Raw genomic sequence first — 26,084 nt, forward strand, 5'->3', positions numbered from 1 at the left:
TTTTGTCTATTCTCAACGAGTGCCCACACAGATTGCATAGGTCAAATTGTTAAAGAGCGTTGACTGTGCGAAGCTGCGCTTCGCTCGGTCAGGGCTGCGTATCTTACGCGCCTTGCCGTTAAAGTCAAGAAGAAATTTTATCTTTTATTTTCAACCCAACCGGGTGAAACAAAACCTCTTTTTGACTCCCCTAACGCGCTGTCTGCGTTAAGTAGGGCGGCATTCTAAAGCGTTTGTGACAAGCGTCAATCATTAATTTTATCTTTTCTTCTAAACGCTCCATTTTTAGACGATCTGCTCTTTTTTAGCCAATAATGCCTGTTTCTACTCTCTAAGCACCAAAAGTTACTATTTCGCGACTCGCTTTTATCCGCAGCACCTCTCCACCTTAGTTAAACGGAGAGTGAGGCTATACGCGACAAGCATGGGCCGTTTTTAAAACGCGATGGTGAAGGGCCGGATAAAGAAAAAGCCAGGCAAATTGCCTGGCTTTTCTGGGTGCTGCTTATAAGTGAAAAAACTTACTCTGCAGCTTGCTCAGCGTCTTGCTCTGGGCGATCAACGAGCTCGATGTAAGCCATTGGGGCTTTATCACCTGAGCGAACACCGCACTTAAGAATGCGAGTGTAACCGCCTGCACGTGAAGCAAAACGTGGGCCAAGTTCATTAAACAGTTTCGCTACGACTTCGTCGTTACGAGTACGAGCGAATGCTACACGACGGTTAGCAACACTGTCGTTTTTAGCTAAGGTAATCAACGGTTCAATGACGCGACGCAGCTCTTTTGCCTTGGGCAAAGTTGTTTTGATAACTTCGTGAGTTACCAGCGAGCTAGCCATGTTGCTGAACATCGCTTTACGATGGCTGCTGTTGCGATTGAGTTGACGACCACTCTTACGATGGCGCATGACCTAATCCTTCTAACTAAATAATCAGTCTCTGATTAATCTTCAGCAATTGATGCTGGCGGCCAGTTCTCTAGGCGCATACCCAGAGAGAGACCACGTGATGCCAGCACGTCTTTAATTTCAGTCAAAGACTTCTTACCAAGGTTTGGCGTTTTTAGAAGCTCAACCTCGGTACGCTGTACCAGATCACCGATATAGTGAATCGCTTCTGCTTTCAAACAGTTAGCAGAGCGAACAGTTAGTTCAAGATCGTCTACAGGACGCAGTAGGATCGGATCGAACTCTGGCTTCTCTTCTTTTTCCTCAGGGACACGTACATCGCGCAGGTCAACAAACGCATCTAGCTGTTCTGCTAGGATGGTTGCAGCTCGGCGAATCGCTTCCTCAGGATCCAGTGTACCGTTAGTTTCCATATCGATGACCAGCTTGTCGAGGTCAGTACGCTGTTCGACACGCGCTGCTTCCACTTTGTAAGCAATACGGTCTACTGGGCTGAACGTTGCGTCAACAAGTAGGCGACCGATTGGACGCTCATCGTCTTCGCTATCGATACGCGCAGACGCTGGTACATAGCCACGACCACGCTCTACCTTGATACGCATGCTAATTTCAGCGTTTGCATCAGTCAGGTGGCAGATAACGTGTTCTGGGTTCGCAATCTCAACACCACCATCATGGGTGATGTCGCCTGCAACAACAGGGCCTGCACCAGACTTGGTCAGAGTAAGGATAACTTCATCTTTACCCTCAACCTTAACGGCTAGGCCTTTAAGGTTAAGTAGGATTTCCAGGATATCTTCCTGAACCCCTTCTTTGGTGCTGTACTCGTGCAATACGCCGTCAATTTCAACTTCCGTCACCGCACAGCCTGGCATAGATGAAAGTAGGATACGACGTAGCGCATTCCCCAGAGTATGGCCAAAGCCACGCTCTAGAGGTTCAAGAGTTACTTTTGCATGCGTCGAGCTAACTTGTTCAATATCAACTAAACGCGGCTTAAGAAATTCTGTTACAGAACCCTGCATTATGTCCTCTCTTTAGTTCAGCTTTACTTGGAGTAAAGCTCGACGATCAGGTGTTCGTTGATGTCAGCAGACAAATCAGAACGCTCTGGTAGGCGCTTGAATGTGCCTTCCATCTTCTTGCTGTCTACTTCGATCCAAGTTGGCAGTTCGCGCTGAGCGGCAACTTCGAGAGCTGCTTTGATGCGCGCCTGGTTCTTAGCTTTCTCGCGAATGCTAATCACGTCGTTTGCCGAAACCTTGAAAGAAGGTACGTTAACTACTTTGCCGTTAACTAGGATCGCTTTGTGGCTTACCAGCTGACGTGATTCAGCGCGTGTTGCGCCAAAGCCCATGCGGTAAACTACGTTGTCTAGGCGACCTTCAAGAAGCTGAAGCAGGTTCTCACCTGTATTACCCTTGATGCGGGCAGCGTCTTTGTAGTAGTTACGGAACTGCTTTTCCATTACGCCGTACATACGACGTACTTTTTGCTTCTCACGAAGCTGAACGCCATAGTCAGACAGACGGCCGCGACGCTGACCGTGAACGCCTGGGACGTTATCGATTTTACACTTGGTATCAATCGCGCGTACGCCTGACTTAAGGAATAAGTCAGTGCCTTCGCGACGGCTAAGCTTCAGCTTAGGACCCAAATATCTTGCCATGATCTTTCTCCAATATTCTAAGAAACAGCGCTAGTGCGTATTAAACGCGGCGTTTCTTAGGTGGACGACAACCGTTATGCGGGATTGGCGTCGCATCAACAATGTTAGTGATGCGGAAGCCCGCTGCGTTCAAGGCACGAATAGTAGACTCGCGACCTGGACCTGGACCTTTAACCATCACTTCGAGGTTTTTCAGGCCGTACTCTTTCGCCATTTCACCACAACGCTCTGCAGCAACCTGCGCAGCGTATGGAGTTGACTTACGAGAGCCACGGAAACCTGAACCACCGGCGGTCGCCCATGCCAGAGCGTTGCCTTGACGGTCAGAAATCGTCACGATTGTGTTATTGAAAGACGCATGAATGTGCGCGACGCCATCAGCGACTTGCTTGCGTACGCGTTTGCGTGCACGAGTTGCTTGTTTAGCCATAGTACTTATCTACCCCGATTATTTCTTGATCGGCTTGCGCGGACCCTTACGGGTACGAGCATTGGTCTTCGTACGCTGACCACGTAGTGGCAAGCTGCGACGATGACGAATACCGCGGTTACAACCAAGGTCCATAAGACGCTTGATGTTCATGGAAATTTCACGACGTAGATCGCCTTCTACGGTGTACTTAGCGACACCGTCACGCAATTGGTCGATCTGTTCTTCTGATAGTTCACTGATCTTAGTGCTTTCAGCAATACCTGCATCAGCTAAAATAGCTTGAGAGGTGGTTTTGCCGACGCCGTAAATCGCAGTCAATGCGATAACAGCATGCTTTTGATCAGGAATGTTAATGCCTGCTATACGGGCCACTATTCACTCCTAGTACTTTTCAAGTAGAACCGCTGCAGAGCCCGTCGAGGATACGCAGCGGCATAACCACTTCTTTTGCACATACAAAAGGTGGGCTGGCTAATGTAGCCAGCCTGACCTCATTTTGCAAGAAAAATATTCTGCTATTAGCCTTGGCGTTGCTTGTGCTTTGGCTCACTGCAGATCACACGAACGGTACCGTTACGCTTGATCACTTTACAGTTACGGCAGATTTTCTTAACGGAAGCACGAACTTTCATTGCTAAACTCCGTAAATAGACAACCTATTAGCGGCCGTAGCCTTTTAGGTTGGCTTTTTTCAACACGGACTCATATTGTTGAGACATCAAATGAGTCTGAACTTGAGCCATAAAGTCCATGATTACGACTACTACGATAAGTAGTGATGTACCACCAAAGTAGAAGTGGACATCCCACGCAATCATCATGAACTCGGGGATCAGACAGATAAAGGTAATATACATGGCACCAGCAAGGGTTAACCGTGTCATTACTTTATCAATGTATTTAGCAGTCTGCTCACCCGGGCGAATACCAGGTACGAACGCTCCTGACTTCTTCAAATTATCTGCTGTTTCTCGCGGGTTGAAAACCAACGCCGTATAGAAAAAGCAGAAGAAGATAATCGCTGCCGCATAAAGTATTACATACGCTGGTTGTCCCGGACTCAGTGCCAATGACACATCGGTTAACCAACTTGTCTGATCACCCTTACCAAACCAGTTAGCAAGCGTGCCAGGGAACAAAATAATACTTGATGCAAAAATCGCTGGAATAACGCCTGCCATGTTGATCTTAAGAGGCAGGTGCGTGCTTTGCGCTGCAAAAACACGACGACCTTGCTGCCGCTTGGCGTAGTTAACAACGATACGACGTTGACCACGCTCCATGAAGACCACAAAGTAGACGACCGCCAATACGATCACTGCGATACCTAGCAAGAGAAGCGGAGACATGTCGCCTTGACGCGCTTGCTCTATTGTCTGTCCAATTGCGGGTGGCAGACCCGCGACAATCCCGGTGAAGATAATCAACGAAATGCCGTTACCAATGCCGCGTTCAGTAATTTGCTCACCTAACCACATTAAGAACATGGTACCTGTGACCAAACTCACTACCGCAGTAAAGTAAAATGCAGGACCTGGATTAATCACCAGACCTGGCATCATACTCGGTAACCCGGTCGCGATTCCAATTGCTTGGAAGGTTGCCAACACCAGCGTGCCGTAGCGGGTATACTGACTTATCTTACGACGGCCAGATTCGCCCTCTTTTTTCAACTCCGCTAACGCGGGGTGAACCACTGACAATAACTGAACAATAATCGATGCCGAGATATACGGCATAATGCCCAGTGCCAGTATCGAAGCACGCTCAAGGGCACCACCAGAGAACATGTTAACCAAGTCAATGATGGTCCCTTGTTGCTGTTCGAACAGATCGGCAAGTACAGCAGCGTCAATACCAGGAATTGGCACAAAAGAGCCGGCACGGAATACCAATAATGCCATAGCTACAAAAAGTAAACGGCTTTTCAGTTCCGCGACTCCGCCTTTTGCACTACTGAAGTTTTGTCCTGGTTGTTTTGCCATCTGTACCTCGTCCTCGAGCTAAATTATTCCTCGATTTTACCGCCTGCAGCTTCGATTGCCGCTTTAGCGCCTTTAGTGACACGAACACCTTTCACAGTCACAGCGCGAGCAATTTCACCAGACAGTACGATTTTCGCCGTACGAGTGTCTTGTGCAACAACGTTCGCTGCTTTTAGTGTTTCAAGGCTTACGACATCACCTTCAACTTTTGCCAGCTCGCCGAGACGAACTTCAGCAGAAGTTAGGCCTTTACGCGAAGTAAAACCGAATTTTGGCAGACGCTGTTTCAAAGGCATTTGACCGCCTTCGAAACCTGGGCGTACTGAACCACCTGAACGTGATTTCTGACCTTTGTGACCACGGCCACCGGTTTTACCCAGGCCTGAACCAATACCACGGCCTACACGCTTCGCAGAAGGCTTTGAGCCTGCAGCCGGAGATAGAGTATTCAAACGCATGTGATTACTCCTCCACTTTAACCATGTAGTTGACTTTGTTGATCATACCGCGCACGCACGGAGTATCTTCAAGTTCAACAGTGTGGTTGATGCGACGTAGGCCCAAGCCACGCAGGGTCGCTTTGTGCTTCGGCAAGCGGCCGATAGCGCTACGAGTCTGAGTTACTTTAATTGTCTTAGCCATGTCGTATTACCCCAGAATTTCGTTGACAGGCATGCCACGTTTCGCAGCAACCATCTCTGGAGACTTCGTACCACCCAGACCATCGATCGTTGCACGAACGATGTTGATTGGGTTGGTCGAACCGTATGCTTTCGCCAGAACGTCTTGAACGCCTGCTACTTCAAGCACGGCACGCATCGCACCACCGGCGATGATACCTGTACCTTCTGATGCTGGCTGCATATACACTTTTGAACCAGTGTGGCGGCCTTTAACAGCGTGGTGCAGTGTACCTTCGTTCAGCGCGATAGTAATCATGTTACGACGCGCCTTTTCCATTGATTTTTGGATCGCGGCCGGTACTTCACGGGCTTTACCGTAACCGAAACCTACGCGACCGTTACCGTCACCTACCACAGTCAGGGCAGTGAAGGTAAAGATGCGACCACCTTTAACCGTTTTAGATACACGGTTTACAGCGATCAGCTTCTCATGCAAATCACTTTGTTGTTTATCGTTAGCCATCTTCCACCTACCTTAGATTTTCAGACCAGCTTCACGGGCAGCATCTGCCAGTGCAGCCACACGGCCGTGGTATTGGAAACCGGAACGGTCAAAAGCAACGGCTTCGATGCCTTTTTCCTTCGCTCGCTCAGCAATGATCTTACCCACGGCTGCAGCGGCGTCTTTGTTACCGGTGCTCTTCACTTGCTCACGGATCGCTTTTTCTACGGTAGAAGCGGCTGCGATAACTTCCGCGCCGTTACCAGCGATAACCTGTGCGTACACATGACGTGGAGTACGGTGTACCACCAGGCGAGTTGCACCCATTTCCGCGATCTTGCGTCGTGCTTTGGTCGCACGACGGATACGAGATGCTTTCTTATCCATAGTGTTACCTTACTTCTTCTTAGCTTCTTTGGTACGCACAGCTTCGTCAGAGTAACGAACGCCTTTGCCTTTGTAAGGCTCAGGCTTGCGGTATGCGCGGATATCGGCAGCCACCTGGCCAACTGCTTGTTTATCAGCACCGCTGATAACAATTTCAGTTTGGCTTGGGCATTCTGCCTTAACACCCTCTGGAAGAGCGTGCTCAACCGGGTGAGAGAAACCAAGTGTCAGGTTAAGTTTGTTACCTGCAACGTTTGCACGATAACCAACACCTTTCAGGATCAGTTTCTTGGTAAAGCCTTCTGTAACACCAACAACCATGCTGTTGACCAGTGCGCGCGCAGTGCCAGCATGAGCCCATGCTTTAGCGTGCTCCACACTTGGTGCGAAGGTAATGGTGTTCTCTTCTTGGTTTACTGACACCATATCGTGAAGCGTGCGGCTAAGTTCGCCTTTGCTTCCTTTTACAGTGATTTCCTGACCGTTAAGTTTCACCTCTACGCCGGCAGGAACTACGACAGGTGCTTTTGCAACACGAGACATTTCCTACTCCTTATTAAGCTACGTAGCAGATGATTTCACCGCCCAGACCCGCTTTGCGAGCTGCGCGATCGGTCATCAAACCTTTCGAAGTTGATACAACAGCAATACCAAGGCCACCCATCACTGAAGGCAACTCATCTTTCTTTTTGTAGATGCGCAGGCCTGGACGGCTAACACGTTGGATTTGCTCGATAACTGGTTTAGATTCGAAGTATTTCAACGTCACTTCCAGTTCAGGCTTTGCGTCGCTGTTTACTGCGACGTCAGCCACGTAACCTTCTGCTTTTAGTAGCTCAGCAATTGCCACTTTTAGCTTTGACGAAGGCATTTTAACAGCAACTTTCTTTGCTGCCTGACCGTTGCGTAGGCGGGTCAGCATATCCGAGATCGGATCTTGCATGCTCATAAGTCTTTACTCCCGTGATTCAATTACCAGCTTGCCTTACGCAGACCCGGAATCTCGCCTTTCATGCAAGCTTCACGAACCTTGATTCGGCTTAGGCCGAATTTGCGTAGGTAGCCATGTGGACGACCAGTCTGGTTACAGCGGTTACGCTGACGAGACTTCGCAGAATCACGTGGTAGCGACTGAAGCTTCAGGACTGCGTCCCAACGCTCTTCGTCTGACGTGTTAACATTCTTAATGGTCGCACGCAGGTTGTCACGCTTTTCAGCATAACGGGCTGCGAGCTTCGCACGTTTTACATCACGTGCTTTCATCGATTTTTTAGCCATAACAGTAACCCTTCACCTTACTTACGGAATGGGAAGTTAAAGGCAGCCAGCAGAGCTCGACCTTCCTCATCTGTACCTGCGGTGGTAGTGATAGTAATATCAAGACCACGGATACGATCGACTTTGTCGTAGTCAATCTCAGGGAAGATGATTTGCTCGCGAACGCCCATGCTGTAGTTACCGCGACCGTCGAACGCTTTCGGGTTCAGACCACGGAAGTCACGGATACGAGGAACTGCGATAGCGATCAAACGCTCAAAGAAGTCCCACATACGCTCGCCACGTAGGGTTACTTTACAACCAATTGGGTAGCCCTCACGGATCTTGAAGCCTGCGACTGATTTACGTGCTTTAGTGATCAGCGGCTTTTGACCAGAAATTGCGGTCATATCAGCTGCTGCGTTTTCAAGCAGTTTTTTGTCGTTCAGAGCTTCGCCCACACCCATGTTAAGGGTGATCTTTTCGATCCCTGGGACTTGCATGATGCTTTTGTAACCAAATTGCTTAGATAGCTCAGCTACAACTGTCTCTTTGTAGTAATCATGCAGTTTCGCCATTGTACTACTCCAGAATTACTTAATAGTTTCGCCATTCGACTTGAAGAAACGCACTTTTTTGCCGTCTTCAAATCGGAAGCCTACACGGTCACCTTTACCAGCAGCTGCGTTAAAGATAGCCACGTTTGAAACGTCAATAGCGGCTTCTTGTTCAACGATGCCACCTTGAGTGCCCAGAGCCGGAACCGGCTTCTGGTGTTTCTTCACGAGGTTAATACCTTCAACGATAACTTTACCGGTCGGTAGAACCTTAGATACTTTACCTTTCTTGCCTTTGTCTTTACCGGCAAGAACGATAACTTCGTCGTTACGACGGATTTTAGCTGCCATGAGATCGCTCCTTACAGAACTTCAGGCGCCAGAGACACAATTTTCATGAACTTCTCAGTACGAAGTTCGCGTGTCACAGGGCCAAAGATACGTGTGCCGACTAGTTGCTCGTTCGTGTTGTTCAACAACACGCAAGCATTGCGGTCGAAGCGAATGACAGAGCCGTCTGGACGACGTACGCCTTTACGGGTGCGAACTACCACCGCCTTAAGCACATCACCTTTTTTCACTTTACCGCGTGGGATTGAATCCTTAACGGTAACTTTGATGATGTCGCCAACGTGGGCGTAACGACGGTGAGAGCCACCCAGAACCTTAATACACATTACACTGCGAGCGCCGGAGTTGTCGGCTGCGTCCAGCATACTTTGCATTTGGATCATTGTTAGTGCTCCGCTGTTATTACATCTAGACCCATCTCGGGTCGGGCTGCCTTTTTACAAGGGCGGCGAATAATAACACTATTTTGACCAGATGGGTAGATAAAAAATAAACGGCCCCCCAAATGAGAGCCGTTTGACTTATTATTGTATGAAAAATCGCTTAGATGCGTGATTTTTCAACAACGCGAACCAATGTCCAAGACTTTTGCTTAGAGATTGGACGACACTCACGAACCTCGACAGTGTCACCTTGGTTACACTGGTTTGATTCATCGTGTACATGTAGCTTACTCGTGCGCTTAATGTACTTACCGTAGATTGGGTGTTTCACAAAACGCTCGATAGCAACGACGATAGTTTTATCGCCTTTGTCGCTGATAACGCGACCTTGCTGAGTGCGGATGTTCTCGCTCATTATGCGTTAGCCTTCTCAGTCAGTACGGTTTTTACACGTGCGATATCGCGACGAACAGCTTTAAGAGTGTGAGTTTGCTGAAGTTGGCCAGTAGCCGCTTGCATGCGCAGGTTAAACTGCTCACGTAGCAGACCCATTAGCTCTTCGTTCAGCTGCTCAGCAGTCTTTTCACGTAGTTCTTGTGCTTTCATCACATCACCGCCTTAGTTACGAAAGTGGTTTTGATCGGTAGCTTACGTGAAGCTAATTCAAACGCTTCGCGAGCCAGTGATTCAGGAACACCATCCATTTCGTACAGGACCTTGCCTGGTTGGATTTGGGCAACCCAGTAATCTACTGAACCTTTACCCTTACCCATACGAACTTCCAACGGCTTACCAGTAATTGGTTTGTCAGGGAAGACACGAATCCAGATTTGGCCTTGACGTTTAATGTGACGAGTCATCGCACGACGAGCCGCCTCAATTTGACGCGCAGTGATACGACCGCGACCAACAGCTTTCAGGCCATAGGTACCGAAGCTTACGTCAGTACCGTGCGCCAGACCGCGGTTACGACCTTTAAAAGTCTTGCGGAACTTAGTACGTTTTGGTTGAAGCATCGATAGACTCCTTACTTACGGCCTTTACGCTGCTTCTTCGGCTTGTCAGCCTTTTGCTCAACTTCAGCCATTCCACCTAGGATCTCACCTTTGAAGATCCAGGTTTTAATGCCGATAACACCGTACTGGGTGTGAGCAGAAGAAGTTGCGTAATCAATGTCAGCACGAAGGGTGTGCAGTGGCACACGGCCTTCACGGTACCACTCGGTACGAGCGATTTCAGCGCCGCCAAGACGGCCGCTTACTTCTACTTTGATACCTTTGGCACCTAGGCGCATAGCGTTTTGTACCGCGCGCTTCATCGCACGACGGAACATAACACGGCGCTCTAGCTGTGATGCGATGCTGTCGCCAACAAGTTGCGCATCTAGCTCAGGCTTACGTACTTCAGCGATGTTGATTTGCGCTGGTACACCGGCTAGTTTTGCAACGTGAGCGCGCAGCTTCTCAACATCTTCACCTTTTTTACCGATAACCACACCAGGACGTGCAGTGTGAATAGTCACACGAACACTCTTAGCAGGACGCTCGATAACGATGCGAGAGACTGACGCTTTTTTCAGTTCATTGTTCAAGAACTGACGTACCTTAAAGTCGCCGTCTAGGTTGTCAGCGAAATCTTGGTTATTAGCAAACCAAGTGGAATTCCAAGGCTTAACAATGCCAAGACGAATACCATTAGGATGTACTTTTTGACCCATTGCTTTATCTCCTCGTCTCTTAGCGGTCTGCTACAACAACAGTGATGTGGCTAGAACGCTTCAAGATGCGATCGGCACGGCCTTTTGCACGAGGCATAATACGCTTCATGATTGGGCCTTCATCAACGAAGACTTTGGCGACGCTTAGATCGTCGATATCCGCACCTTCGTTATGCTCGGCGTTTGCAATAGCAGATTCCAACACTTTCTTAACCAGGTCAGCAGCTTTTTTGTTGCTGAAAGTCAGTAGTTCCAGTGCTTGTGCTACGTCTTTACCGCGCACTTGATCCGCAACCAAACGTGCTTTTTGAGGCGAGATACGAGCAAAGCGATGTTTAGCAATAGCTTCCATTTCTTACCCCTTAACGCTTCTTAGCTTTCTTATCAGCAGCATGGCCGCGATAAGTACGTGTTGGTGCAAACTCGCCCAGCTTGTGACCGATCATTTCTTCAGAAACGAAAACGGGTACGTGCTGACGACCATTATGGACAGCGATGGTCAATCCGATCATCTGTGGGATGATCATTGAACGACGGGACCAAGTCTTTAAAGGCTTCTTGTCACCGCTTTCCACCGCTTTCTCTACCTTCTTCAGCAAGTGCAGGTCAATAAAAGGACCTTTCTTGAGAGAACGTGGCATGGCTTATCCTCTGATAATAATTACTTGTTACGACGACGTACGATGTACTTGTCGGTACGTTTGTTCTTACGGGTCTTGAAGCCTTTAGTTGGCATACCCCAAGGTGATACTGGATGACGACCACCTGAGGTACGGCCTTCACCACCACCGTGTGGGTGGTCAATCGGGTTCATTGCAACACCACGTACGCTTGGACGTGCGCCTTTCCAGCGCGCGGCACCGGCTTTACCCAGTTCGCGTAGCATGTGCTCAGAGTTACCCACTTCACCAAGAGTCGCACGACCTTCAGCAAGAACCTTACGCATTTCACCGCTGCGCAGGCGGAGTGTGACGTACGCGCCGTCACGAGCTACGATTTGCGCATATGCACCCGCAGAACGAGCTAACTGACCACCTTTACCAGGCTTAAGCTCGATATTGTGGATAGTAGAACCCACTGGGATGTTACGCATTGGCAGGGTGTTACCTACCTTGATAGCTGAATCTGCACCAGATTGGATCTGATCACCGGCTTTTAGGCCTTTTGGTGCGATGATGTAACGACGTTCACCGTCCGCATACAGTACAAGCGCGATGTTTGCACTACGGTTCGGATCGTACTCGAGACGCTCAACTTTCGCTGGGATACCGTCTTTAGTACGTTTGAAGTCAATTACACGGTAATGATGCTTGTGACCACCACCGATGTGACGCACTGTGATTCGACCGTTGTTATTGCGACCACCAGACTTAGAGTTTTTCTCTAGCAGTGGTGCATATGGTTTACCTTTGTACAGATCATGGTTAACCACTTTAACAAGGTGACGACGACCCGGTGAAGTCGGCTTACATTTGATAATAGCCATTTGCTTTTACTCCTCCGTCTTACTCAGCGCCGCCAACGAAGTCGATGTCCTGACCTTCTTTCAAGGCAACATACGCTTTTTTCCAGTCGCTACGACGGCCTTCACGCATACCTTGACGTTTGGTCTTACCCTTAACGAGAAGAGTACGAACAGACTTCACTTCAACTTCGAACAGTTTTTCAACTGCCGCTTTGATCTCTTTTTTAGTTGCTTCTTTGGCTACTTTGAATACAACAGTGTTGTTGTTTTCAGCGGCCATCGTCGCTTTTTCAGAGATGTGCGGAGCACGCAGAACTTTTAGGATACGCTCTTCAGTGATCATGCCAGCATCTCCTCAACTTGTTTAACTGCATCAGCAGTCATCACGACTTTGTCGAAAGCGATCAAGCTAACTGGGTCGATGGTATCTGTATCGCGTACGTCAACCTTGTACAGGTTACGTGCGGCAAGGAACAGGTTCTCATCAACTTCGGCAGTGACGATCAGAGCATCGTTCAGCTCAAGCTCTTTCAGCTTAGCGACAAGCTCTTTAGTTTTTGGTGCTTCAACAGAGAAGTTATCAACAACGATCAAACGCTCTTGACGAACCAGCTCTGACAGGATGCTCTTCAGAGCACCACGGTACATCTTTTTGTTTACTTTCTGAGCATGGTCCTGAGGACGTGCTGCGAAAGTGACACCACCGCTGCGCCAGATTGGGCTGCGGATTGTACCTGCACGGGCGCGACCAGTACCCTTCTGACGCCATGGCTTAGCACCGCCACCAGACACGTCTGAACGAGTTTTCTGAGCGCGAGTACCTTGACGGGCACCAGCTGCGTATGCAACGACTACCTGGTGAACCAGGGACTCGTTGAATTCACGCCCGAAGGTAGTTTCGGAAACAGTTAGCGCGTCGGCGCCTTTGACTACCAATTCCATTACTATCTCCTCGACGTTACGCTTTAACGGCTGGTTTAACGATCACGTTGCCACCTGTCGCACCTGGGACTGCACCTTTAATAAGAAGCAGATTGCGCTCAGCGTCAACACGTACGATCTCTAGGTTTTGAGTCGTTACACGCTCAGCACCCATGTGACCTGCCATTTTTTTGCCTTTGAATACGCGACCTGGGCTCTGACATTGACCGATAGAACCAGGCGCACGGTGAGACAAAGAGTTACCGTGGCTCATGTCTTGAGTACGGAAGTTCCAACGCTTAACGCCGCCTTGGAAGCCCTTACCTTTTGACGTGCCAGTAACGTCTACTTTTTTGATTTCAGAGAAAAGATCGACGTTTAGCTCAGCGCCAACTTCGAACTCTTCGCCATTTTCCAGACGGAATTCCCACAAACCGCGGCCTGCTTCAACACCTGCTTTCGCAAAGTGACCAGCTTGTGCCTTATTAACACGGCTTGCTTTCTTCTCGCCTGTAGTGATTTGAATTGCGGCATAACCGTCAACTTCTGGCTTACGCACCTGAGCAACACGGTTAGCTTCAACTTCAACTACGGTTACCGGGATAGAAACGCCATCTTCGTTGAAGATACGAGTCATACCGACTTTACGACCGACTAGACCAATCATTATCTACTCCCCCTTAACCCAGGCTGATTTGAACATCAACGCCCGCAGCAAGGTCAAGACGCATCAGAGCGTCAACAGTTTTATCTGTTGGCTCAACGATGTCGATCAGACGTTTGTGAGTACGAATTTCGTACTGGTCACGTGCGTCTTTGTTTACGTGCGGAGAAATAAGAACGGTGAAGCGCTCTTTACGAGTAGGTAGAGGGATTGGTCCCTTAACCTGTGCGCCAGTGCGCTTAGCGGTTTCAACGATTTCCGCTGTAGACTGATCGATCAAACGATGATCGAACGCCTTAAGGCGGATACGGATACGTTGGTTCTGCATGAGACAGAGCTCCAAATTCTAAAATATTTACACAAACAATATCGCCATTCCACCTCATCAAGACGAGGGAATGCCGATTAATTTATGTGAAACCGTAGTGCCAAAATTAGGCACATTGTCAGCCATTATTCTATGACTGCGAACATAAGCGGAGTATACATTAAACGAACAGTTTACTGTTCCATTCCTCGATGCTCATTGGTTCACAACTGCGTCGGAAGTCGCAATGACTTAAGCAGTGCCGGGCATTATACCGATGCGCGATAGCTTTGCAAGCCTTGGTTAAAAAATAAGCCCAAACAAAAACGCACCCGATTGGGTGCGTTTATCTATCTTACTACGTTGAGCGCCGCCTTAGGCTTTGTCGCTGGCGTCTTCGATTATCTGTGCTTGGTTGTAGTTGGCGATACCCACTTTATCAATCAGACCCAGCTGAGTCTCCAACCAATCAATGTGCTCTTCCTCATCATCAAGAATATATTGGAACAAGTCTCGTGACACGAAATCGCGGATGCTTTCGGTGTAAGCAATGGCTTCTTTCAAGTCTTCGTGCGCTTGCATCTCTAGCGCCAAATCACACTCGAAGATTTCTTGTGTATCTTCACCAATGCGTAACTTGCCTAAATCTTGCAAATTGGGCGTCCCTTCCAAAAATAAAATACGCTCAATAAGTTTGTCCGCATGTTTCATCTCATCAATGGACTCTTCATATTCTTTATCCGCGATGACTTTTAAGCCCCAGTCTTTGAGCATGCGCGCATGCAGAAAGTACTGATTAATCGCAATCAATTCGTTGCCGAGTACCGTGTTGAGAAACGCTATCGATTTTGGATCGCCTTTCATGGCAAAAGCCTCCTTATGAGTTCTACCTAACAAATGTAGAACCCATAAGAAGGCTGTCAAATATTGACGGCAGGTTAACTGGCTTTTTGTAGCGTGATCAGTTGGCTCTCGTCGTATATCACCTCTTTGGCTTGACGTACACATTTACCACATTGCGACCCCAGAGGCGTCAGCTGGCGTAACTCACGGATGCTAGTGACACCTTGTTGGCGCACCCAATGCTTAATGGTCTTATCCGACACGCTGTGGCAAATACAAACTAACATCTTCGCGATCTCATAACCTGAACTATAACGAGAATAGTTTGCATTGCGTTTGAGGTAAAGTTTTTTTATATAACGCTTGGTTATTGATGACTAACTCATTTGAATCAAGGGATGGCGAAAGATAGGGCAAACAAAAAGGGAGCGCAGTGCGCTCCCTTTGATTGATAAGACAAGACGTCTATCAAATTAAGCGATGATGTTAGCAACAACACCCGCGCCTACAGTACGGCCACCTTCACGGATAGCGAAACGTAGGCCTTCGTCCATCGCGATAGGTGCGATCAGCTCAACAACCATCTTGATGTTGTCACCAGGCATTACCATCTCAACGCCTTCTGGCAGCTCGATAGTACCGGTTACGTCAGTTGTACGGAAGTAGAACTGTGGACGATAGCCTTTGAAGAACGGAGTATGACGGCCGCCTTCGTCTTTGCCCAGTACGTATACTTCTGACTCGAACTTGGTGTGCGGAGTGATTGAACCAGGCTTAGCCAGTACTTGRCCACGCTCWACTTCGTCACGCTTAGTACCACGYAGAAGAACACCAACGTTCTCACCCGCACGGCCTTCGTCTAGAAGCTTACGGAACATCTCAACACCGGTACATGTTGTTTTCGCAGTCTCTTTCATACCTACGATTTCAACGTCGTCACCMACAGTGATGATGCCTTGCTCAACACGGCCAGTTACTACGGTACCACGGCCTTGGATTGAGAATACGTCTTCGATTGGCAGGATGAACGGCTTGTCGATCGCACGCTCTGGCTCTGGGATGTAAGAATCCAGCGCTTCAGATAGCTCAACGATCTTCTGCTCCCACTGCTCTTCACCGTTCAGGGCRCCTAGCGCTGAACCTTGGATTACTGGGCAGTCGTCACCTGGGAAGTCGTACTCTGAAAGTAGYTCACGTACTTCCATTTCAACCAGYTCAAGCAGCTCTTCGTCATCAACCATGTCACATTTGTTCATGAACACGATGATGTTTGGAATACCAACCTGACGGCCTAGTAGGATGTGCTCACGCGTCTGTGGCATTGGGCCATCAGTTGCAGCAACAACCAGGATACCACCGTCCATCTGTGCTGCACCGGTGATCATGTTTTTCACATAGTCAGCGTGTCCTGGGCAGTCAACGTGTGCGTAGTGACGGTTTGGCGTATCGTACTCAACGTGAGACGTTGCGATGGTGATACCACGATCACGCTCTTCTGGTGCGTTATCGATTGACGCGAAGTCACGAGCAGCACCACCGTGTACTTTTGCAAGTACTGTACAGATAGCTGCGGTCAGCGTAGTTTTACCATGGTCAACGTGGCCAATAGTACCAACGTTAACGTGCGTTTTCGTACGTTCAAATTTTTCTTTAGACATGACAGTCCCTCTAAGCACGGTATTTCGGTGGCATTACGACCACACAACCAACAATCAGGTTTGTTGAGTATATATCAAACGGCTTGAAGTTACCTTGGAGAGGATGGTGCTGATAGGCAGATTTGAACTGCCGACCTCACCCTTACCAAGGGTGCGCTCTACCGACTGAGCTATATCAGCACTCTAAAAAGAGTGGAGCGGGCAGCGGGAATCGAACCCGCATCATCAGCTTGGAAGGCTGAGGTAATAGCCATTATACGATGCCCGCAATCGTTACTCGTAGAGCTATTCAAACAATTTGAAAATGGTGGTGGAAGAAGGATTCGAACCTTCGAAGGCTGAGCCGTCAGATTTACAGTCTGATCCCTTTGACCGCTCGGGAATTCCACCTAAATTTTGGTGCCGGCTGCCGGAATCGAACTGGCGACCTACTGATTACAAGTCAGTTGCTCTACCAACTGAGCTAAGCCGGCGACAAGTGCTGCGCATTCTATGCCATGGATTTGAGGGGTGCAATAGGGAATTTTAAAAAAATGGGTGATTTTTTCGTCTTTTGCGCATTTTTCCGCGTGACTGTTGCGAAAATAACCAGCCCGCCCAATCAACACTCATCGTCGGTGCTTTTCCTTCCCTGTCGTTTGCGGTATCGTCACCCTCTTTACTGGCTTAAGGCACATGGATCATGAATGCAACGCTAACGCCTTATTTGTCGTTCGAGCGTCAACAATGGGCTGAACTGAGGGATGCAGTGCCCATGACGCTCACTGAAGATGACATTGACCGCTTGCGCGGCCTTAACGAGCATTTGTCGATGGATGAGGTGCGCGATATTTATCTTCCTTTATCCCGGCTGCTTAATCTCTATGTGAAAGCGCGCAAAAGCCGGACGGAAGTGCTAGACGAGTTTTTATCCCAACCGGTATCAAATCATGTGCCCTATGTGATTGGCATCGCGGGCAGCGTTGCTGTGGGTAAAAGTACCACCGCTCGCCTTTTAAAAGCCTTGCTGACACGATGGCCAGATCATCCTAAAGTTGCACTCGTGACCACTGACGGCTTTTTATACCCCAACGCCGAGCTTGAGTCGCGTGGCATCATGCATAAGAAAGGGTTTCCGCAATCTTATGACATGCGCAAACTGGTTGAGTTTGTGGCTGACGTCAAATCAGGAAAAGACTGTGTCACCGCACCGATTTATTCTCACTTGGTGTACGACATTACCTCTGACGTGCAAAACGTGGAGAAACCCGACATCTTGATCCTCGAAGGGCTCAATGTCCTGCAAAGTGGCATGGATTACCCGCACGATCCCCATCATGTGTTTATTTCCGACTTTCTCGACTTTTCTATTTATGTCGACGCCGAGCCCGATTTACTGAAGCACTGGTATATCGAGCGTTTTATGAAGTTCCGCCGTGGCGCATTTCTAGACCCACAAGCTTACTTTCATCACTACACGCGACTATCTGTGGATGAAGCGACCCAAAAAGCCGCGACCATCTGGGATGAGATAAACGGGAAGAACTTATCAGAAAACATTCTACCAACCCGGGAACGCGCCAGCTTGATTCTAGAGAAGGGCGCCAATCATTCCGTTCAACGCATCCGGGTTCGCAAGTAATCTTTGCTATAGCAATCAGTCATCGCGCCTTAGTGAAATTTCTCCGCCCAAGTAAGGCGTGATGTCACCATCGATTTCTAGCAGCAAAGCGCCATGCTCATCGATTCCACGTTCAATGCCACGCACTTGTCGCTCGCCCATCAGCAGTTTAACGGGGCGATCGATAAAATTATCCAGCAAGGGCCAGTCGGCCATGATGCTCGATAGCCCATGTCGCTCATAGTCAATCAGTGCTTCTTTTAAACGCTCAATCAAGGTTGCGGCCAATGTATTGCGTGATGGCATGGGTTGGCAGGCCTCCGCTAAACGCGCCCAAGGCTGGTCAATGCTTTGATTCAAATGTGCCCCCATGCCAATGTTTAACCCCATGCCGATCACAAGGTGAGCCGCATCGCCTGTTTGCCCCATCATTTCCACTAAGATACCAGCGAGTTTTTTATCCTGAAAATACAGGTCATTGGGCCATTTGACTTTCACATCGGGAGCCCCCAACTCATGCAACGCCTTGGTCATCGCCACCCCGACCACCAGGCTTAGACCCATCGCCGCGGCAGGCCCAGCATCGAGACGCCAATACATCGACAAATACAAGTTGCTTCCAAACGGCGACTGCCACGCGCGGCCACGGCGCCCTCGACCTTGTTGCTGATATTCCGCTAAGCAAACACTGCCCACCGCCAGCTCGCCCACTCGATCCATCAAGTGCTGATTGGTGGAATCAATCACTGGGATCACCGACAATGAGGGGACGGATGTCTGCTTAGTCAAGCGCGTTTCATCGAGTAGCTCGATTGGTTGTGACAAGCAATAGCCTTTTCCTTGAACGCGGTAGATGTCTAGGCCCCATGATTGCAACACTTTAATGTGCTTACTGACCGCCGCACGGCTTACCCCTAACACCTCACCCAACATTTCGCCTGAGTGAAACTCACCATCGGATAAACGGTCGATAAGGGTAAGTCTTGCGGTATGCGCACTGCTCATTGTGCCTCCAAGCTGGTTTCACCCTTAGCGCCCATAAAGCGCACCTCATGGTGCAAGGTCACACCAAACCGCACCTGTACTTCCTCGACCACTTGCTTTGCTAATTGAATGACGTCTTGGCTGGTTGCATGATTGGCGTTCGTCAGCACTAGGGCTTGTTTCGGATGCACACGCGCCCCTCCCACTTGCTTGCCTTTCAAACCACATTGGTCAATCAGCCAACCTGCAGCGAGCTTCTTTTTTCCCTCTCCAGCAGAGTACATGGGCATCTCGGGATAACAGGTTTGCAATGTTTGCGCCTGGTGTGCATCAATCACTGGATTTTTGAAAAAGCTTCCCGCATTGCCACACTCTCGGGGATCAGGGAGCTTGGCTCGGCGAATCGCACAGACCGTTTCAAAAATGGTTTGCGCTGATACTCGCTCTGGATCGAGATCCGCCAACGCACCATATTTGAGCACGGGCTGCCACGCTTTCGCTAATCGGAACCCCACTTGCGTGATCACCCACCCTGCCATCACGTCAGTTTTAAATATTGAGTCACGATAACCAAATTGGCACTCTTCAGAGGTCAGGCGGCGAGACTCCCCTGTCTCAGGGTTAACTATCTCCACATACATGCAGCGCTCGCAAAACTCAACGCCATAAGCGCCAATATTTTGAATCGGTGCTGCGCCGACACAGCCAGGGATAAGCGCAAGATTCTCCAGCCCGGGCAATCCATTATCAATGCTCCAGGCGACTAAATTGTGCCAAGACTCACCGGCCCCCACATGCAATACCCAGTGGTCGCTCTCATCATCGACTGACACACCAGTAAGGCGATTTAGCACGACCACGCCCTGGAAGTCTTGGCAAAAAAGCAGATTACTCCCCTCTCCCACCACTAACTTAGGAAGCGTCAGGTCGTCAGCGTGCTGCCAAATAGCATATAAATCCTCTACCGTGTGCGCTTCCACGATCGTATGAGCGTGGGCGGGGAGACCAAAGGTGTGATGGGGTGTCAAAGACACATCAGATAGCCACTTCATCAATGCATTACGCTGTCAGAAAAAATCATGGATAGGTATACTACCTGTCCTGCTCGTATTGCGCATCTATTAGGCTATGGATAATTACCACATTCACCCACTCGAGCCATTACGGTTTCCACTCGTAGCGCGATTCTATAAAACCTACTATCCACCGGGTAAACCGAAAAAAGATGAACATATCTGGGTGGTGGATGGACCCAGCGGCTTATGTGGCGCAGTCCGCTTTCAACAACGTCAAGAGTATCAATTACTCACTGGCATGTTGCTGCACCCACAATTGCGCGGGTCGGGGTTAAGTCATCAACTGCTCGACGCCGCCCAACCTATTCTGGCGCAGCGCCCAAGCTTTTGCTTAGCATTCCGACCATTGACCGCTTTATACGCGCAACACGGTTTCAACAGTGTGGACACGCAAGCGTTGCCAGACGAGTTGGCAGCGCGATACCAAAGCTACTGTCATAGCGGTAAAGACTTGGTGGCAATGAAATACACATCCAAAGCGTGATATTTACAACAAAGACACCGCGCAGTGATCCGTGACTTGACCTAACTTCTGGTATAATTCAGGGTTTAGCATCAAACCGCTCGACTCTGGCCGTCGAACAACAAGAGGTAACAATGGATTCAGCGAACGCACATCGGCAGCTTATTGATCGCCTGCCCACCATTGCGCACCAGCCAGAAAATCTCGAAACCTTATTAGATGCCGTCTCGTTTAGAGAGCGCTTGCTTAGTGAAATAAAAAAGGCAAAATCCAGGATTTACCTAGTTGCCTTGTATCTGCAAGATGATGAGGCGGGACGAAGTGTGCTCGACGCGCTCTACGAAGCCAAGCAAGCGAACCCTGATCTTGATATCAAAGTATTGGTTGACTGGCACCGCGCGCAACGAGGGCTGATTGGTGCTGAGCAATCTGATGGCAATGCGGGCTTATACCGCGCTTATGCTGAACGTTACCCACACAAAATAGAAGTGCTCGGTGTACCTGTCAGAAACCGAGAAGTGTTTGGTGTGCTGCACCTGAAGGGCTTTGTATTCGATAATACCGTGCTTTACAGTGGCGCCAGCTTAAATGATGTCTACCTAGCGCAACATAATAGATATCGTTACGACCGCTACCATGTTCTTAACAATAAAGCCCTCGCCGATACCATGGCAGACTTTATTGTTAATACCTTAACCGCCGATAGCGCGGTCAATTGCCTCACCTCGCCAGACCGGCCAAACAGTAAAGCGCTCAAGCCCTGTATTCGTGATTTTCGAGCACAATTACAGCGTGCAAGCTACCGCTATGCAGATGAGCCCATTGGTAATGACCAAGTGGGCCTAACCCCTATGGTCGGGCTGGGTAAACGCAAAAATAAGCTCAATCGCTATATCTGCCATTTGATTGCCAGCGCACAAAAAGAGCTCGTGATTTGCACGCCATATTTTAATCCACCACGTAGTGTGGTCCGAGAAATACGACGCGCACTGCGTCGAGGAGTAACGATCAGTATTATCGTTGGCGATAAAACCGCCAATGACTTTTACTCGCCACCAGATGCACCCTTTAAGACCATTTCGGCTCTCCCCTACCTGTATGAAGTCAACCTGCGCAACTTTGCGCGCCGCAACGAAGCGGCGATTGCCAAACGCCAGTTGAACATCCATATTTGGAAGCATGATGACAACAGTTTCCACCTAAAGGGAATTTGGGTTGATCGCCAATATATGCTGCTGACCGGGAACAACCTCAACCCTCGGGCGTGGAAGCTAGACTTAGAAAACGCCATCTTAATTCACGACAAACACCAGCAGCTCGAGACCCAAAAACAGCAAGAGGTGGACAAGATATTGGCTCATACCCAGTTGGTGGGAAGCTATAAGCAAATAGAAAAAATGGAGGACTATCCCGTCCCGGTCAAACGTCTGCTTAAACGGATAAAACGGGTTAAGGCCGATCATTTACTCAATCAAATACTCTAGGTGATGATGCGATGAAACAAGCCAAAATTGCCGCGATTGACGTTGATGCACAATGCACATTCACACCGCTTTGTCCTGATGAGCTGCCTGTGCCTGAGGGCGATACCATCGGGCCTGCTCTGAATCAGCAAGCGGTATTGGCTGACTTACGCGTACTCACCAAAGATGCACATCCCACCAATGCCGTCTGGGTGGTCGATAAACCTGCTGATATGTTGCAGCCCTTAGCACATAAAAATGCCGATCTCACTTGGGTGAGACATGCAGTGCCTGGCACCAAAGGGTTTGAAACCATCGATGGCTTGCCCCCCATTACCGATTACGACTATGTGGTTTGGAAAGGGATCGAGCCTGATCTGCATCCCTACGGTGCCTGCTTTCATGATATTGAAGAAAAACTCAGCACAGGCTTGATTGAGTGGCTGCATAGCCAAGCCGTAGAAACCGTGATTGTCGGTGGCCTGGCAACCGATTATTGCGTTAAAACCACCGCCATCCAGCTGAAAAAGCGCGGGCGCTTTGACGTCATCGTTAACCTCGCAGCGTGTCGCGGAATTGACCCCGACACGGTATCATCCGCTTGTGACGAAATGGTCGCTGTCGGCATTCGACTGGTGGATAGCCAAATCGCGTTAAGCTGCTTACTTCCGCGTTAATTTGTATCGCAGTGGATCATCAATTTCCTCTGCGATCTTCCTCGCTGTTTTAGCGAAACCCACAGCCCACACACATCAATAAGTTTGATTCCTTAGACATAAATACGCTTTAGCCAACAAGATTGCTAGGCTTATTGGGCGCTATCCTCTACTGTCCTATTAACTATTTTCACAATAAAAAATAAGTTTGGAGGATAGCATGCTCAAACCTACCGCACTGGGTCTCCTGATCGGCGCTTCATTATGTAGCACCGCTTGGGCGATGCCTGCATCGCAGCTTGATTCACTCGGAAACGGTCTCGATGTCCAATACCAAGTGGTTGATAATACGCAAGATGACTGGCGCTCTTTTACGGGCAACGTCGCGTTTACTAACCACAGTACTCAGACACTGCCTAAAACAGGCTGGGCGATTTATTTCAGTCACATCCGCATGATCAATTCGATCGATACCGATCAACTTAAAGTCTCACACGTCAACGGGGATCTCTTCAAACTCGAGCCCACGGATAGCTTTGTTCCGCTCGCCCCCGGTGATCAATTAGTCGTCGGCTTTAATGCCTCTGACTGGCAAGTCGCCAAATCCGATATTATGCCAAATTGGTATTTAGCCTCCGACGATGAAGCTGGCACGCATACCGCGTTGATTACCAGCACCAGTAACCACAAAAATGGCCAAGTGCCCACCAAACCGGATGATGAGCTCACCTTTGTCGGTGACTTTGACGCTCCCGCACAGTGGAAACGTTACGGCGGTGCACTCACCGACCATTATGACCCTTTCACGGCCGAGCAGCGCTATGTACGCAATGCCGATTTGTCGTTGGTGGATACCCAAGGACACGTGCTTCCCACACCTGCCAGTCGCATTGAGAAAAATGGCCATATCACCCTCGATAGCGAGTGGACCGTGGTCTACGACAACGGCTATCAAGCACAAGCTCAATGGCTTGCCGATCAGCTTGGCATTTCAGCCACCGACTGGGCACCTACTAATCAAAAAGTTATTCATGTGGGGTGGGGAAAAGTCACCCTTAATGGAAGCGACCAGTGGCACGAAGCTTATCGCCTAGATGTGCAACCTGAGCAGCAACGTATTGACATCGACGCCCCTGATGAAGCGGGTGCCTTATACGCTGCACAAAGCCTGCTACAACTTAAAACCGGCGAGACACTCAAGGCGGTGACGCTAACCGATGCACCGCGTTTTGCTTACCGTGGCCTGTCTGTCGATGCCGCGCGAAACTTCCGCAGCAAAGAGGCGATCTTAAAGTTACTCGACCAAATGGCCGCACTGAAACTCAACAAGCTCCATTTACGTCTCAGTGATGATGAAGCATGGCGTATTGAGATCCCAGCCCTACCAGAACTGGCAGACATCGGTAGCAAACGCTGTCATGACTTGTCAGAAACCCGCTGCGTGTTGCCCTTCTTAGGCGCAGGGCCTGACGGCACAGAAGCATCCAATGGGTATTACACTACGGAAGATTATCAAGCGATTCTGCGTAAGGCAGAGGCACTCAATATCACCGTCATTCCAGAAGTAGATATGCCAGGTCACGCGCACGCGGCCATTAAAGCGATGGAAGCGCGTTACCACAAGTTCATGGCACAAGGCGATGAAGCCAAAGCGAAAGAATATTTGCTCACGGACTTTGAAGACGACACCCAATACCTTTCTGTGCAAATGTTCACCGACAATGCGATGAATGTTTGTATGGAATCCAGTTATCGCTTCGTCGATACAGTGGTTGCGGCGCTCGTCGATGCGCATCGAGACATACAGCCGCTTGATACATTCCACTTTGGCGGAGATGAAATTGCCGGTGCTTGGAAAGAGTCGCCCGTCTGCGAGGCCTTTATTGCAGACAACGATGCAGGCGTGAACAGTGTTGACGATCTAAGTCAGTACTTTGTCGAACGTATTTCGCACATTACCCAACGTCATCAGCTCGATCTCGGTGGTTGGGAAGATGGCCTCATGCACAACAACAACGTCTATCCACGCGCACAACTTGCCAATGAACACGTCTATGGCAATGCGTGGCAAAATATCTGGGAGTGGGGCGTTGCCGATCGCGCCTATAATCTCGCCAACAATGGCTATGGGGTTATCTATAACCAAGCCACACACCTCTATTTTGACCACCCCTATGAGCCAGACCCAAGTGAGCGCGGCTATTATTGGGCACCCCGTTTTACCGACACCCGTAAGACGTTTAGCTTTATGCCCGATGATCTCTACGCTAACGCAGATGCAAAACGCAATGGTGCACCTATCACCAAACAGGAAGTACTAGACGCTGCAACCGTGAAAACACTAACACGTCCAGAAAATGTACTCGGTTTACAAGCCTCTATTTGGAGTGAAACCATTCGCTCCGACGGCCAATTTGAATCAATGACTTTCCCTCGTCTCTTTGCCATGGCAGAGCGAGCTTGGCACCGCGCCGAGTGGGAAGCAAGCACTCAAACTGGGCAAGAGGCGAATCAAACCAAGCGCAACATTGATTACAACCTCTTTGCCAATCAGTTAGCGAGCTACTGGTTCCCACAACTAGAGCAACAGGGTGTTGGCTTCCGCTTACCGGTTCCGGGTGGGGTGATAGAAAGTGGTACATTGAAAGCGAACTCGCCATTCCCTGGACTCACTATTGAGTACTCAACTGATAATGGTGCAAGCTGGCAGACCTATGATGCGGCAAACGCTCCTCACGTCAGCGCCCCGGTACAACTACGTACCATTTCAGGTGAACGCGTAAGCCGAGTCAGTAAAATTCAATAATCGAGCGATTACACCGCTTAGAAAAGACAAAGCCCCGTCGACAAGACGGGGCTTTTTATTAGATCTTGGGTAGGTAGAAAATGAAATGATATCTACTTAGCAGGCAGTCTAAAGCAAAGCGCACAGGGCTGATACACCCTCAAGATACAAAAAAGCCCCGACCGTGAGGTCAGGGCTCTGTATTTTCTCATCAAAGTCTTACACATATCCGCTTTGATGCTTAAATCAGTTTTTGCCTTCAGATTTTTCCAAAAATCTGAAAACAAGAAAGCAAGCCTGGCGATGTCCTACTCTCACATGGGGAGACCCCACACTACCATCGGCGCTGCTTCGTTTCACTACTGAGTTCGGCATGGAGTCAGGTGGGTCCAAAGCGCTATGGTCGCCAAGCAAATTCGGTAATCTA

At 49.2% G+C, this 26,084-nt stretch carries 38 protein-coding genes, 4 tRNA genes and 1 rRNA gene; 5 read left to right on the forward strand and 38 right to left on the reverse strand.

Annotated features, from left to right (window positions below):
• Positions 1-521: 521 nt before the first annotated feature.
• The 35 genes from rplQ to BZG74_RS15025 form a co-directional block, all read right to left on the reverse strand.
• Complete coding sequence (rplQ, locus tag BZG74_RS14855) at positions 522-908, reverse strand: 50S ribosomal protein L17 (protein ID WP_046074810.1); 387 nt, start codon at positions 906-908, stop codon at positions 522-524.
• Positions 909-943: 35 nt separating this feature from the next.
• Positions 944-1,933 (reverse strand): DNA-directed RNA polymerase subunit alpha, encoded by a 990-nt coding sequence (locus BZG74_RS14860; protein WP_077578279.1) that lies wholly within the window; start codon positions 1,931-1,933, stop codon positions 944-946.
• Positions 1,934-1,956: 23 nt separating this feature from the next.
• Positions 1,957-2,577 (reverse strand): 30S ribosomal protein S4, encoded by a 621-nt coding sequence (gene rpsD / locus BZG74_RS14865; RefSeq protein ID WP_046074808.1) that lies wholly within the window; start codon positions 2,575-2,577, stop codon positions 1,957-1,959.
• A 40-nt stretch (positions 2,578-2,617) separates the two neighbouring features.
• Positions 2,618-3,007 carry a 30S ribosomal protein S11 gene (gene rpsK, locus BZG74_RS14870; RefSeq protein WP_021024486.1) on the reverse strand — a complete coding sequence of 130 codons (390 nt, stop codon included), beginning with the start codon at positions 3,005-3,007 and terminating at the stop codon, positions 2,618-2,620.
• Positions 3,008-3,025: 18 nt separating this feature from the next.
• Positions 3,026-3,382: a 30S ribosomal protein S13 gene (rpsM, locus tag BZG74_RS14875; RefSeq protein ID WP_046074807.1), complete on the reverse strand. Its 357-nt coding sequence runs from the start codon at positions 3,380-3,382 to the stop codon at positions 3,026-3,028.
• 146 nt (positions 3,383-3,528) lie between these two features.
• The gene (gene rpmJ / locus BZG74_RS14880; protein ID WP_021024484.1) at positions 3,529-3,642 is read right to left on the reverse strand and encodes a 50S ribosomal protein L36; all 114 of its coding nucleotides are present in this window, start codon (positions 3,640-3,642) and stop codon (positions 3,529-3,531) included.
• A 27-nt stretch (positions 3,643-3,669) separates the two neighbouring features.
• Entirely contained in the window at positions 3,670-4,995 is a 1,326-nt protein-coding gene (gene secY / locus BZG74_RS14885; RefSeq protein WP_046074806.1) for a preprotein translocase subunit SecY, read from the reverse strand.
• A 23-nt stretch (positions 4,996-5,018) separates the two neighbouring features.
• Entirely contained in the window at positions 5,019-5,453 is a 435-nt protein-coding gene (gene rplO / locus BZG74_RS14890; protein WP_077641631.1) for a 50S ribosomal protein L15, read from the reverse strand.
• Positions 5,454-5,457: 4 nt separating this feature from the next.
• Complete coding sequence (rpmD, locus tag BZG74_RS14895) at positions 5,458-5,637, reverse strand: 50S ribosomal protein L30 (RefSeq protein WP_046074804.1); 180 nt, start codon at positions 5,635-5,637, stop codon at positions 5,458-5,460.
• 6 nt (positions 5,638-5,643) lie between these two features.
• Entirely contained in the window at positions 5,644-6,141 is a 498-nt protein-coding gene (gene rpsE / locus BZG74_RS14900) for a 30S ribosomal protein S5 (protein WP_077578277.1), read from the reverse strand.
• Positions 6,142-6,153: 12 nt separating this feature from the next.
• Positions 6,154-6,507, reverse strand: a complete 354-nt coding sequence (gene rplR, locus BZG74_RS14905; RefSeq protein WP_077773291.1) for a 50S ribosomal protein L18 — start codon at positions 6,505-6,507, stop codon at positions 6,154-6,156.
• Between the two features lie 9 nt (positions 6,508-6,516).
• Positions 6,517-7,050, reverse strand: a complete 534-nt coding sequence (gene rplF / locus BZG74_RS14910; protein WP_069362267.1) for a 50S ribosomal protein L6 — start codon at positions 7,048-7,050, stop codon at positions 6,517-6,519.
• Positions 7,051-7,063: 13 nt separating this feature from the next.
• Positions 7,064-7,456 carry a 30S ribosomal protein S8 gene (gene rpsH, locus BZG74_RS14915; protein WP_046074800.1) on the reverse strand — a complete coding sequence of 131 codons (393 nt, stop codon included), beginning with the start codon at positions 7,454-7,456 and terminating at the stop codon, positions 7,064-7,066.
• A 23-nt stretch (positions 7,457-7,479) separates the two neighbouring features.
• On the reverse strand, positions 7,480-7,785 hold the full coding sequence (gene rpsN, locus BZG74_RS14920; protein ID WP_046074799.1) for a 30S ribosomal protein S14: 306 nt from the start codon (positions 7,783-7,785) through the stop codon (positions 7,480-7,482).
• Positions 7,786-7,802: 17 nt separating this feature from the next.
• The gene (rplE, locus tag BZG74_RS14925; RefSeq protein ID WP_021024475.1) at positions 7,803-8,342 is read right to left on the reverse strand and encodes a 50S ribosomal protein L5; all 540 of its coding nucleotides are present in this window, start codon (positions 8,340-8,342) and stop codon (positions 7,803-7,805) included.
• 15 nt (positions 8,343-8,357) lie between these two features.
• Positions 8,358-8,672 carry a 50S ribosomal protein L24 gene (gene rplX / locus BZG74_RS14930; protein WP_021024474.1) on the reverse strand — a complete coding sequence of 105 codons (315 nt, stop codon included), beginning with the start codon at positions 8,670-8,672 and terminating at the stop codon, positions 8,358-8,360.
• Between the two features lie 11 nt (positions 8,673-8,683).
• Positions 8,684-9,055, reverse strand: coding sequence for a 50S ribosomal protein L14 (gene rplN, locus BZG74_RS14935; protein WP_046074798.1), 372 nt, complete (start codon positions 9,053-9,055; stop codon positions 8,684-8,686).
• A gap of 160 nt (positions 9,056-9,215) precedes the next feature.
• Entirely contained in the window at positions 9,216-9,470 is a 255-nt protein-coding gene (rpsQ, locus tag BZG74_RS14940) for a 30S ribosomal protein S17 (protein WP_046074797.1), read from the reverse strand.
• Positions 9,470-9,661: a 50S ribosomal protein L29 gene (gene rpmC / locus BZG74_RS14945; RefSeq protein WP_046074796.1), complete on the reverse strand. Its 192-nt coding sequence runs from the start codon at positions 9,659-9,661 to the stop codon at positions 9,470-9,472. Before rpmC ends, rpsQ begins: the two co-directional genes overlap by 1 nt.
• On the reverse strand, positions 9,661-10,071 hold the full coding sequence (gene rplP / locus BZG74_RS14950; protein ID WP_021024470.1) for a 50S ribosomal protein L16: 411 nt from the start codon (positions 10,069-10,071) through the stop codon (positions 9,661-9,663). The genes rpmC and rplP overlap by 1 nt, the downstream gene beginning before the upstream one ends.
• An 11-nt stretch (positions 10,072-10,082) precedes the next feature.
• A complete protein-coding gene (gene rpsC / locus BZG74_RS14955; protein ID WP_046074795.1) occupies positions 10,083-10,772 on the reverse strand; it encodes a 30S ribosomal protein S3 in 690 nt (229 codons plus the stop codon).
• Positions 10,773-10,791: 19 nt separating this feature from the next.
• Positions 10,792-11,124, reverse strand: coding sequence for a 50S ribosomal protein L22 (gene rplV, locus BZG74_RS14960; protein ID WP_046074794.1), 333 nt, complete (start codon positions 11,122-11,124; stop codon positions 10,792-10,794).
• 10 nt (positions 11,125-11,134) lie between these two features.
• Positions 11,135-11,413, reverse strand: coding sequence for a 30S ribosomal protein S19 (rpsS, locus tag BZG74_RS14965; RefSeq protein ID WP_021024467.1), 279 nt, complete (start codon positions 11,411-11,413; stop codon positions 11,135-11,137).
• 20 nt (positions 11,414-11,433) lie between these two features.
• Complete coding sequence (gene rplB, locus BZG74_RS14970) at positions 11,434-12,258, reverse strand: 50S ribosomal protein L2 (RefSeq protein WP_077578275.1); 825 nt, start codon at positions 12,256-12,258, stop codon at positions 11,434-11,436.
• Between the two features lie 19 nt (positions 12,259-12,277).
• Entirely contained in the window at positions 12,278-12,580 is a 303-nt protein-coding gene (gene rplW, locus BZG74_RS14975; protein ID WP_021024465.1) for a 50S ribosomal protein L23, read from the reverse strand.
• Positions 12,577-13,179 carry a 50S ribosomal protein L4 gene (rplD, locus tag BZG74_RS14980; RefSeq protein WP_046074792.1) on the reverse strand — a complete coding sequence of 201 codons (603 nt, stop codon included), beginning with the start codon at positions 13,177-13,179 and terminating at the stop codon, positions 12,577-12,579. The genes rplW and rplD overlap by 4 nt, the downstream gene beginning before the upstream one ends.
• A 16-nt stretch (positions 13,180-13,195) precedes the next feature.
• A complete protein-coding gene (rplC, locus tag BZG74_RS14985) occupies positions 13,196-13,825 on the reverse strand; it encodes a 50S ribosomal protein L3 (RefSeq protein WP_077578274.1) in 630 nt (209 codons plus the stop codon).
• A gap of 13 nt (positions 13,826-13,838) precedes the next feature.
• Entirely contained in the window at positions 13,839-14,150 is a 312-nt protein-coding gene (gene rpsJ / locus BZG74_RS14990) for a 30S ribosomal protein S10 (RefSeq protein WP_002541412.1), read from the reverse strand.
• A gap of 354 nt (positions 14,151-14,504) precedes the next feature.
• Positions 14,505-14,993 (reverse strand): bacterioferritin, encoded by a 489-nt coding sequence (gene bfr / locus BZG74_RS14995; protein ID WP_046074790.1) that lies wholly within the window; start codon positions 14,991-14,993, stop codon positions 14,505-14,507.
• A gap of 74 nt (positions 14,994-15,067) precedes the next feature.
• Positions 15,068-15,259, reverse strand: a complete 192-nt coding sequence (gene bfd / locus BZG74_RS15000) for a bacterioferritin-associated ferredoxin (protein WP_046074828.1) — start codon at positions 15,257-15,259, stop codon at positions 15,068-15,070.
• A 186-nt stretch (positions 15,260-15,445) separates the two neighbouring features.
• Positions 15,446-16,630, reverse strand: a complete 1,185-nt coding sequence (gene tuf / locus BZG74_RS15005; RefSeq protein WP_077578272.1) for an elongation factor Tu — start codon at positions 16,628-16,630, stop codon at positions 15,446-15,448.
• Between the two features lie 104 nt (positions 16,631-16,734).
• Positions 16,735-16,810: transfer RNA gene (locus tag BZG74_RS15010), tRNA-Thr, on the reverse strand.
• A 13-nt stretch (positions 16,811-16,823) separates the two neighbouring features.
• Positions 16,824-16,898, reverse strand: a tRNA-Gly gene (locus tag BZG74_RS15015).
• Between the two features lie 37 nt (positions 16,899-16,935).
• Positions 16,936-17,020: transfer RNA gene (locus BZG74_RS15020), tRNA-Tyr, on the reverse strand.
• Positions 17,021-17,027: 7 nt separating this feature from the next.
• Positions 17,028-17,103 (reverse strand) — tRNA-Thr (locus BZG74_RS15025).
• Positions 17,104-17,312: 209 nt separating this feature from the next.
• Here BZG74_RS15025 and coaA point away from each other — a divergent pair.
• Complete coding sequence (gene coaA, locus BZG74_RS15030) at positions 17,313-18,251, forward strand: type I pantothenate kinase (RefSeq protein WP_077674114.1); 939 nt, start codon at positions 17,313-17,315, stop codon at positions 18,249-18,251.
• A gap of 15 nt (positions 18,252-18,266) precedes the next feature.
• Here the strand turns inward: coaA and birA are convergent, their stop codons facing one another.
• Entirely contained in the window at positions 18,267-19,235 is a 969-nt protein-coding gene (birA, locus tag BZG74_RS15035; RefSeq protein ID WP_077773292.1) for a bifunctional biotin--[acetyl-CoA-carboxylase] ligase/biotin operon repressor BirA, read from the reverse strand.
• On the reverse strand, positions 19,232-20,266 hold the full coding sequence (gene murB, locus BZG74_RS15040; RefSeq protein ID WP_077773293.1) for a UDP-N-acetylmuramate dehydrogenase: 1,035 nt from the start codon (positions 20,264-20,266) through the stop codon (positions 19,232-19,234). The genes birA and murB overlap by 4 nt, the downstream gene beginning before the upstream one ends.
• A gap of 76 nt (positions 20,267-20,342) precedes the next feature.
• On the opposite strand from murB, the gene BZG74_RS15045 reads away from it, so the two are divergent.
• From BZG74_RS15045 to BZG74_RS15060, 4 genes are all read left to right on the forward strand, one after another.
• Positions 20,343-20,774, forward strand: a complete 432-nt coding sequence (locus tag BZG74_RS15045; protein ID WP_077773294.1) for a GNAT family N-acetyltransferase — start codon at positions 20,343-20,345, stop codon at positions 20,772-20,774.
• A gap of 113 nt (positions 20,775-20,887) precedes the next feature.
• On the forward strand, positions 20,888-22,237 hold the full coding sequence (pssA, locus tag BZG74_RS15050; RefSeq protein ID WP_077773295.1) for a CDP-diacylglycerol--serine O-phosphatidyltransferase: 1,350 nt from the start codon (positions 20,888-20,890) through the stop codon (positions 22,235-22,237).
• Positions 22,238-22,248: 11 nt separating this feature from the next.
• Positions 22,249-22,893 carry a nicotinamidase gene (locus tag BZG74_RS15055; protein WP_077773296.1) on the forward strand — a complete coding sequence of 215 codons (645 nt, stop codon included), beginning with the start codon at positions 22,249-22,251 and terminating at the stop codon, positions 22,891-22,893.
• A 199-nt stretch (positions 22,894-23,092) separates the two neighbouring features.
• Complete coding sequence (locus BZG74_RS15060; RefSeq protein WP_077773297.1) at positions 23,093-25,678, forward strand: family 20 glycosylhydrolase; 2,586 nt, start codon at positions 23,093-23,095, stop codon at positions 25,676-25,678.
• Between the two features lie 274 nt (positions 25,679-25,952).
• Here the strand turns inward: BZG74_RS15060 and rrf are convergent.
• Positions 25,953-26,068: ribosomal RNA gene (gene rrf, locus BZG74_RS15065) — 5S ribosomal RNA — on the reverse strand.
• Between the last annotated feature and the right edge of the window lie 16 nt (positions 26,069-26,084).

Source organism: Salinivibrio sharmensis, assembly GCF_001995985.1.
Classification (GTDB): Bacteria; Pseudomonadota; Gammaproteobacteria; order Enterobacterales; family Vibrionaceae; genus Salinivibrio; species Salinivibrio sharmensis.

Coding starts and splice junctions, on each gene's coding strand:
- rpmJ (WP_021024484.1), bottom strand. CDS start 3,642: ATGAAAGTTCGTGCTTCCGTTAAGAAAATCTGCCGTAACTGTAAAGTG.
- rplD (WP_046074792.1), bottom strand. CDS start 13,179: ATGGAATTGGTAGTCAAAGGCGCCGACGCGCTAACTGTTTCCGAAACT.
- rplP (WP_021024470.1), bottom strand. CDS start 10,071: ATGCTTCAACCAAAACGTACTAAGTTCCGCAAGACTTTTAAAGGTCGT.
- bfr (WP_046074790.1), bottom strand. CDS start 14,993: ATGAAAGGCGATCCAAAATCGATAGCGTTTCTCAACACGGTACTCGGC.
- coaA (WP_077674114.1), top strand. CDS start 17,313: ATGAATGCAACGCTAACGCCTTATTTGTCGTTCGAGCGTCAACAATGG.
- pssA (WP_077773295.1), top strand. CDS start 20,888: ATGGATTCAGCGAACGCACATCGGCAGCTTATTGATCGCCTGCCCACC.
- BZG74_RS14860 (WP_077578279.1), bottom strand. CDS start 1,933: ATGCAGGGTTCTGTAACAGAATTTCTTAAGCCGCGTTTAGTTGATATT.
- rplC (WP_077578274.1), bottom strand. CDS start 13,825: ATGATTGGTCTAGTCGGTCGTAAAGTCGGTATGACTCGTATCTTCAAC.
- rpsQ (WP_046074797.1), bottom strand. CDS start 9,470: ATGAGCGAGAACATCCGCACTCAGCAAGGTCGCGTTATCAGCGACAAA.
- rpsK (WP_021024486.1), bottom strand. CDS start 3,007: ATGGCTAAACAAGCAACTCGTGCACGCAAACGCGTACGCAAGCAAGTC.
- secY (WP_046074806.1), bottom strand. CDS start 4,995: ATGGCAAAACAACCAGGACAAAACTTCAGTAGTGCAAAAGGCGGAGTC.
- rplQ (WP_046074810.1), bottom strand. CDS start 908: ATGCGCCATCGTAAGAGTGGTCGTCAACTCAATCGCAACAGCAGCCAT.
- birA (WP_077773292.1), bottom strand. CDS start 19,235: ATGAGCAGTGCGCATACCGCAAGACTTACCCTTATCGACCGTTTATCC.
- rplR (WP_077773291.1), bottom strand. CDS start 6,507: ATGGATAAGAAAGCATCTCGTATCCGTCGTGCGACCAAAGCACGACGC.
- rplV (WP_046074794.1), bottom strand. CDS start 11,124: ATGGAAGCTATTGCTAAACATCGCTTTGCTCGTATCTCGCCTCAAAAA.
- rplX (WP_021024474.1), bottom strand. CDS start 8,672: ATGGCAGCTAAAATCCGTCGTAACGACGAAGTTATCGTTCTTGCCGGT.
- rpsN (WP_046074799.1), bottom strand. CDS start 7,785: ATGGCTAAAAAATCGATGAAAGCACGTGATGTAAAACGTGCGAAGCTC.
- rpsE (WP_077578277.1), bottom strand. CDS start 6,141: ATGGCTAACGATAAACAACAAAGTGATTTGCATGAGAAGCTGATCGCT.
- rplO (WP_077641631.1), bottom strand. CDS start 5,453: ATGCGTTTGAATACTCTATCTCCGGCTGCAGGCTCAAAGCCTTCTGCG.
- rpmD (WP_046074804.1), bottom strand. CDS start 5,637: ATGGCTAAGACAATTAAAGTAACTCAGACTCGTAGCGCTATCGGCCGC.
- BZG74_RS15045 (WP_077773294.1), top strand. CDS start 20,343: ATGGATAATTACCACATTCACCCACTCGAGCCATTACGGTTTCCACTC.
- murB (WP_077773293.1), bottom strand. CDS start 20,266: ATGAAGTGGCTATCTGATGTGTCTTTGACACCCCATCACACCTTTGGT.
- rpsC (WP_046074795.1), bottom strand. CDS start 10,772: ATGGGTCAAAAAGTACATCCTAATGGTATTCGTCTTGGCATTGTTAAG.
- rplW (WP_021024465.1), bottom strand. CDS start 12,580: ATGATCACTGAAGAGCGTATCCTAAAAGTTCTGCGTGCTCCGCACATC.
- rplN (WP_046074798.1), bottom strand. CDS start 9,055: ATGATCCAAATGCAAAGTATGCTGGACGCAGCCGACAACTCCGGCGCT.
- BZG74_RS15055 (WP_077773296.1), top strand. CDS start 22,249: ATGAAACAAGCCAAAATTGCCGCGATTGACGTTGATGCACAATGCACA.
- rplE (WP_021024475.1), bottom strand. CDS start 8,342: ATGGCGAAACTGCATGATTACTACAAAGAGACAGTTGTAGCTGAGCTA.
- rplB (WP_077578275.1), bottom strand. CDS start 12,258: ATGGCTATTATCAAATGTAAGCCGACTTCACCGGGTCGTCGTCACCTT.
- rpsD (WP_046074808.1), bottom strand. CDS start 2,577: ATGGCAAGATATTTGGGTCCTAAGCTGAAGCTTAGCCGTCGCGAAGGC.
- rpmC (WP_046074796.1), bottom strand. CDS start 9,661: ATGAAAGCACAAGAACTACGTGAAAAGACTGCTGAGCAGCTGAACGAA.
- bfd (WP_046074828.1), bottom strand. CDS start 15,259: ATGTTAGTTTGTATTTGCCACAGCGTGTCGGATAAGACCATTAAGCAT.
- rpsH (WP_046074800.1), bottom strand. CDS start 7,456: ATGAGCATGCAAGATCCGATCTCGGATATGCTGACCCGCCTACGCAAC.
- rpsS (WP_021024467.1), bottom strand. CDS start 11,413: ATGCCACGTTCTCTCAAGAAAGGTCCTTTTATTGACCTGCACTTGCTG.
- rpsJ (WP_002541412.1), bottom strand. CDS start 14,150: ATGCAGAACCAACGTATCCGTATCCGCCTTAAGGCGTTCGATCATCGT.
- BZG74_RS15060 (WP_077773297.1), top strand. CDS start 23,093: ATGCTCAAACCTACCGCACTGGGTCTCCTGATCGGCGCTTCATTATGT.
- rplF (WP_069362267.1), bottom strand. CDS start 7,050: ATGTCTCGTGTTGCAAAAGCACCTGTCGTAGTTCCTGCCGGCGTAGAG.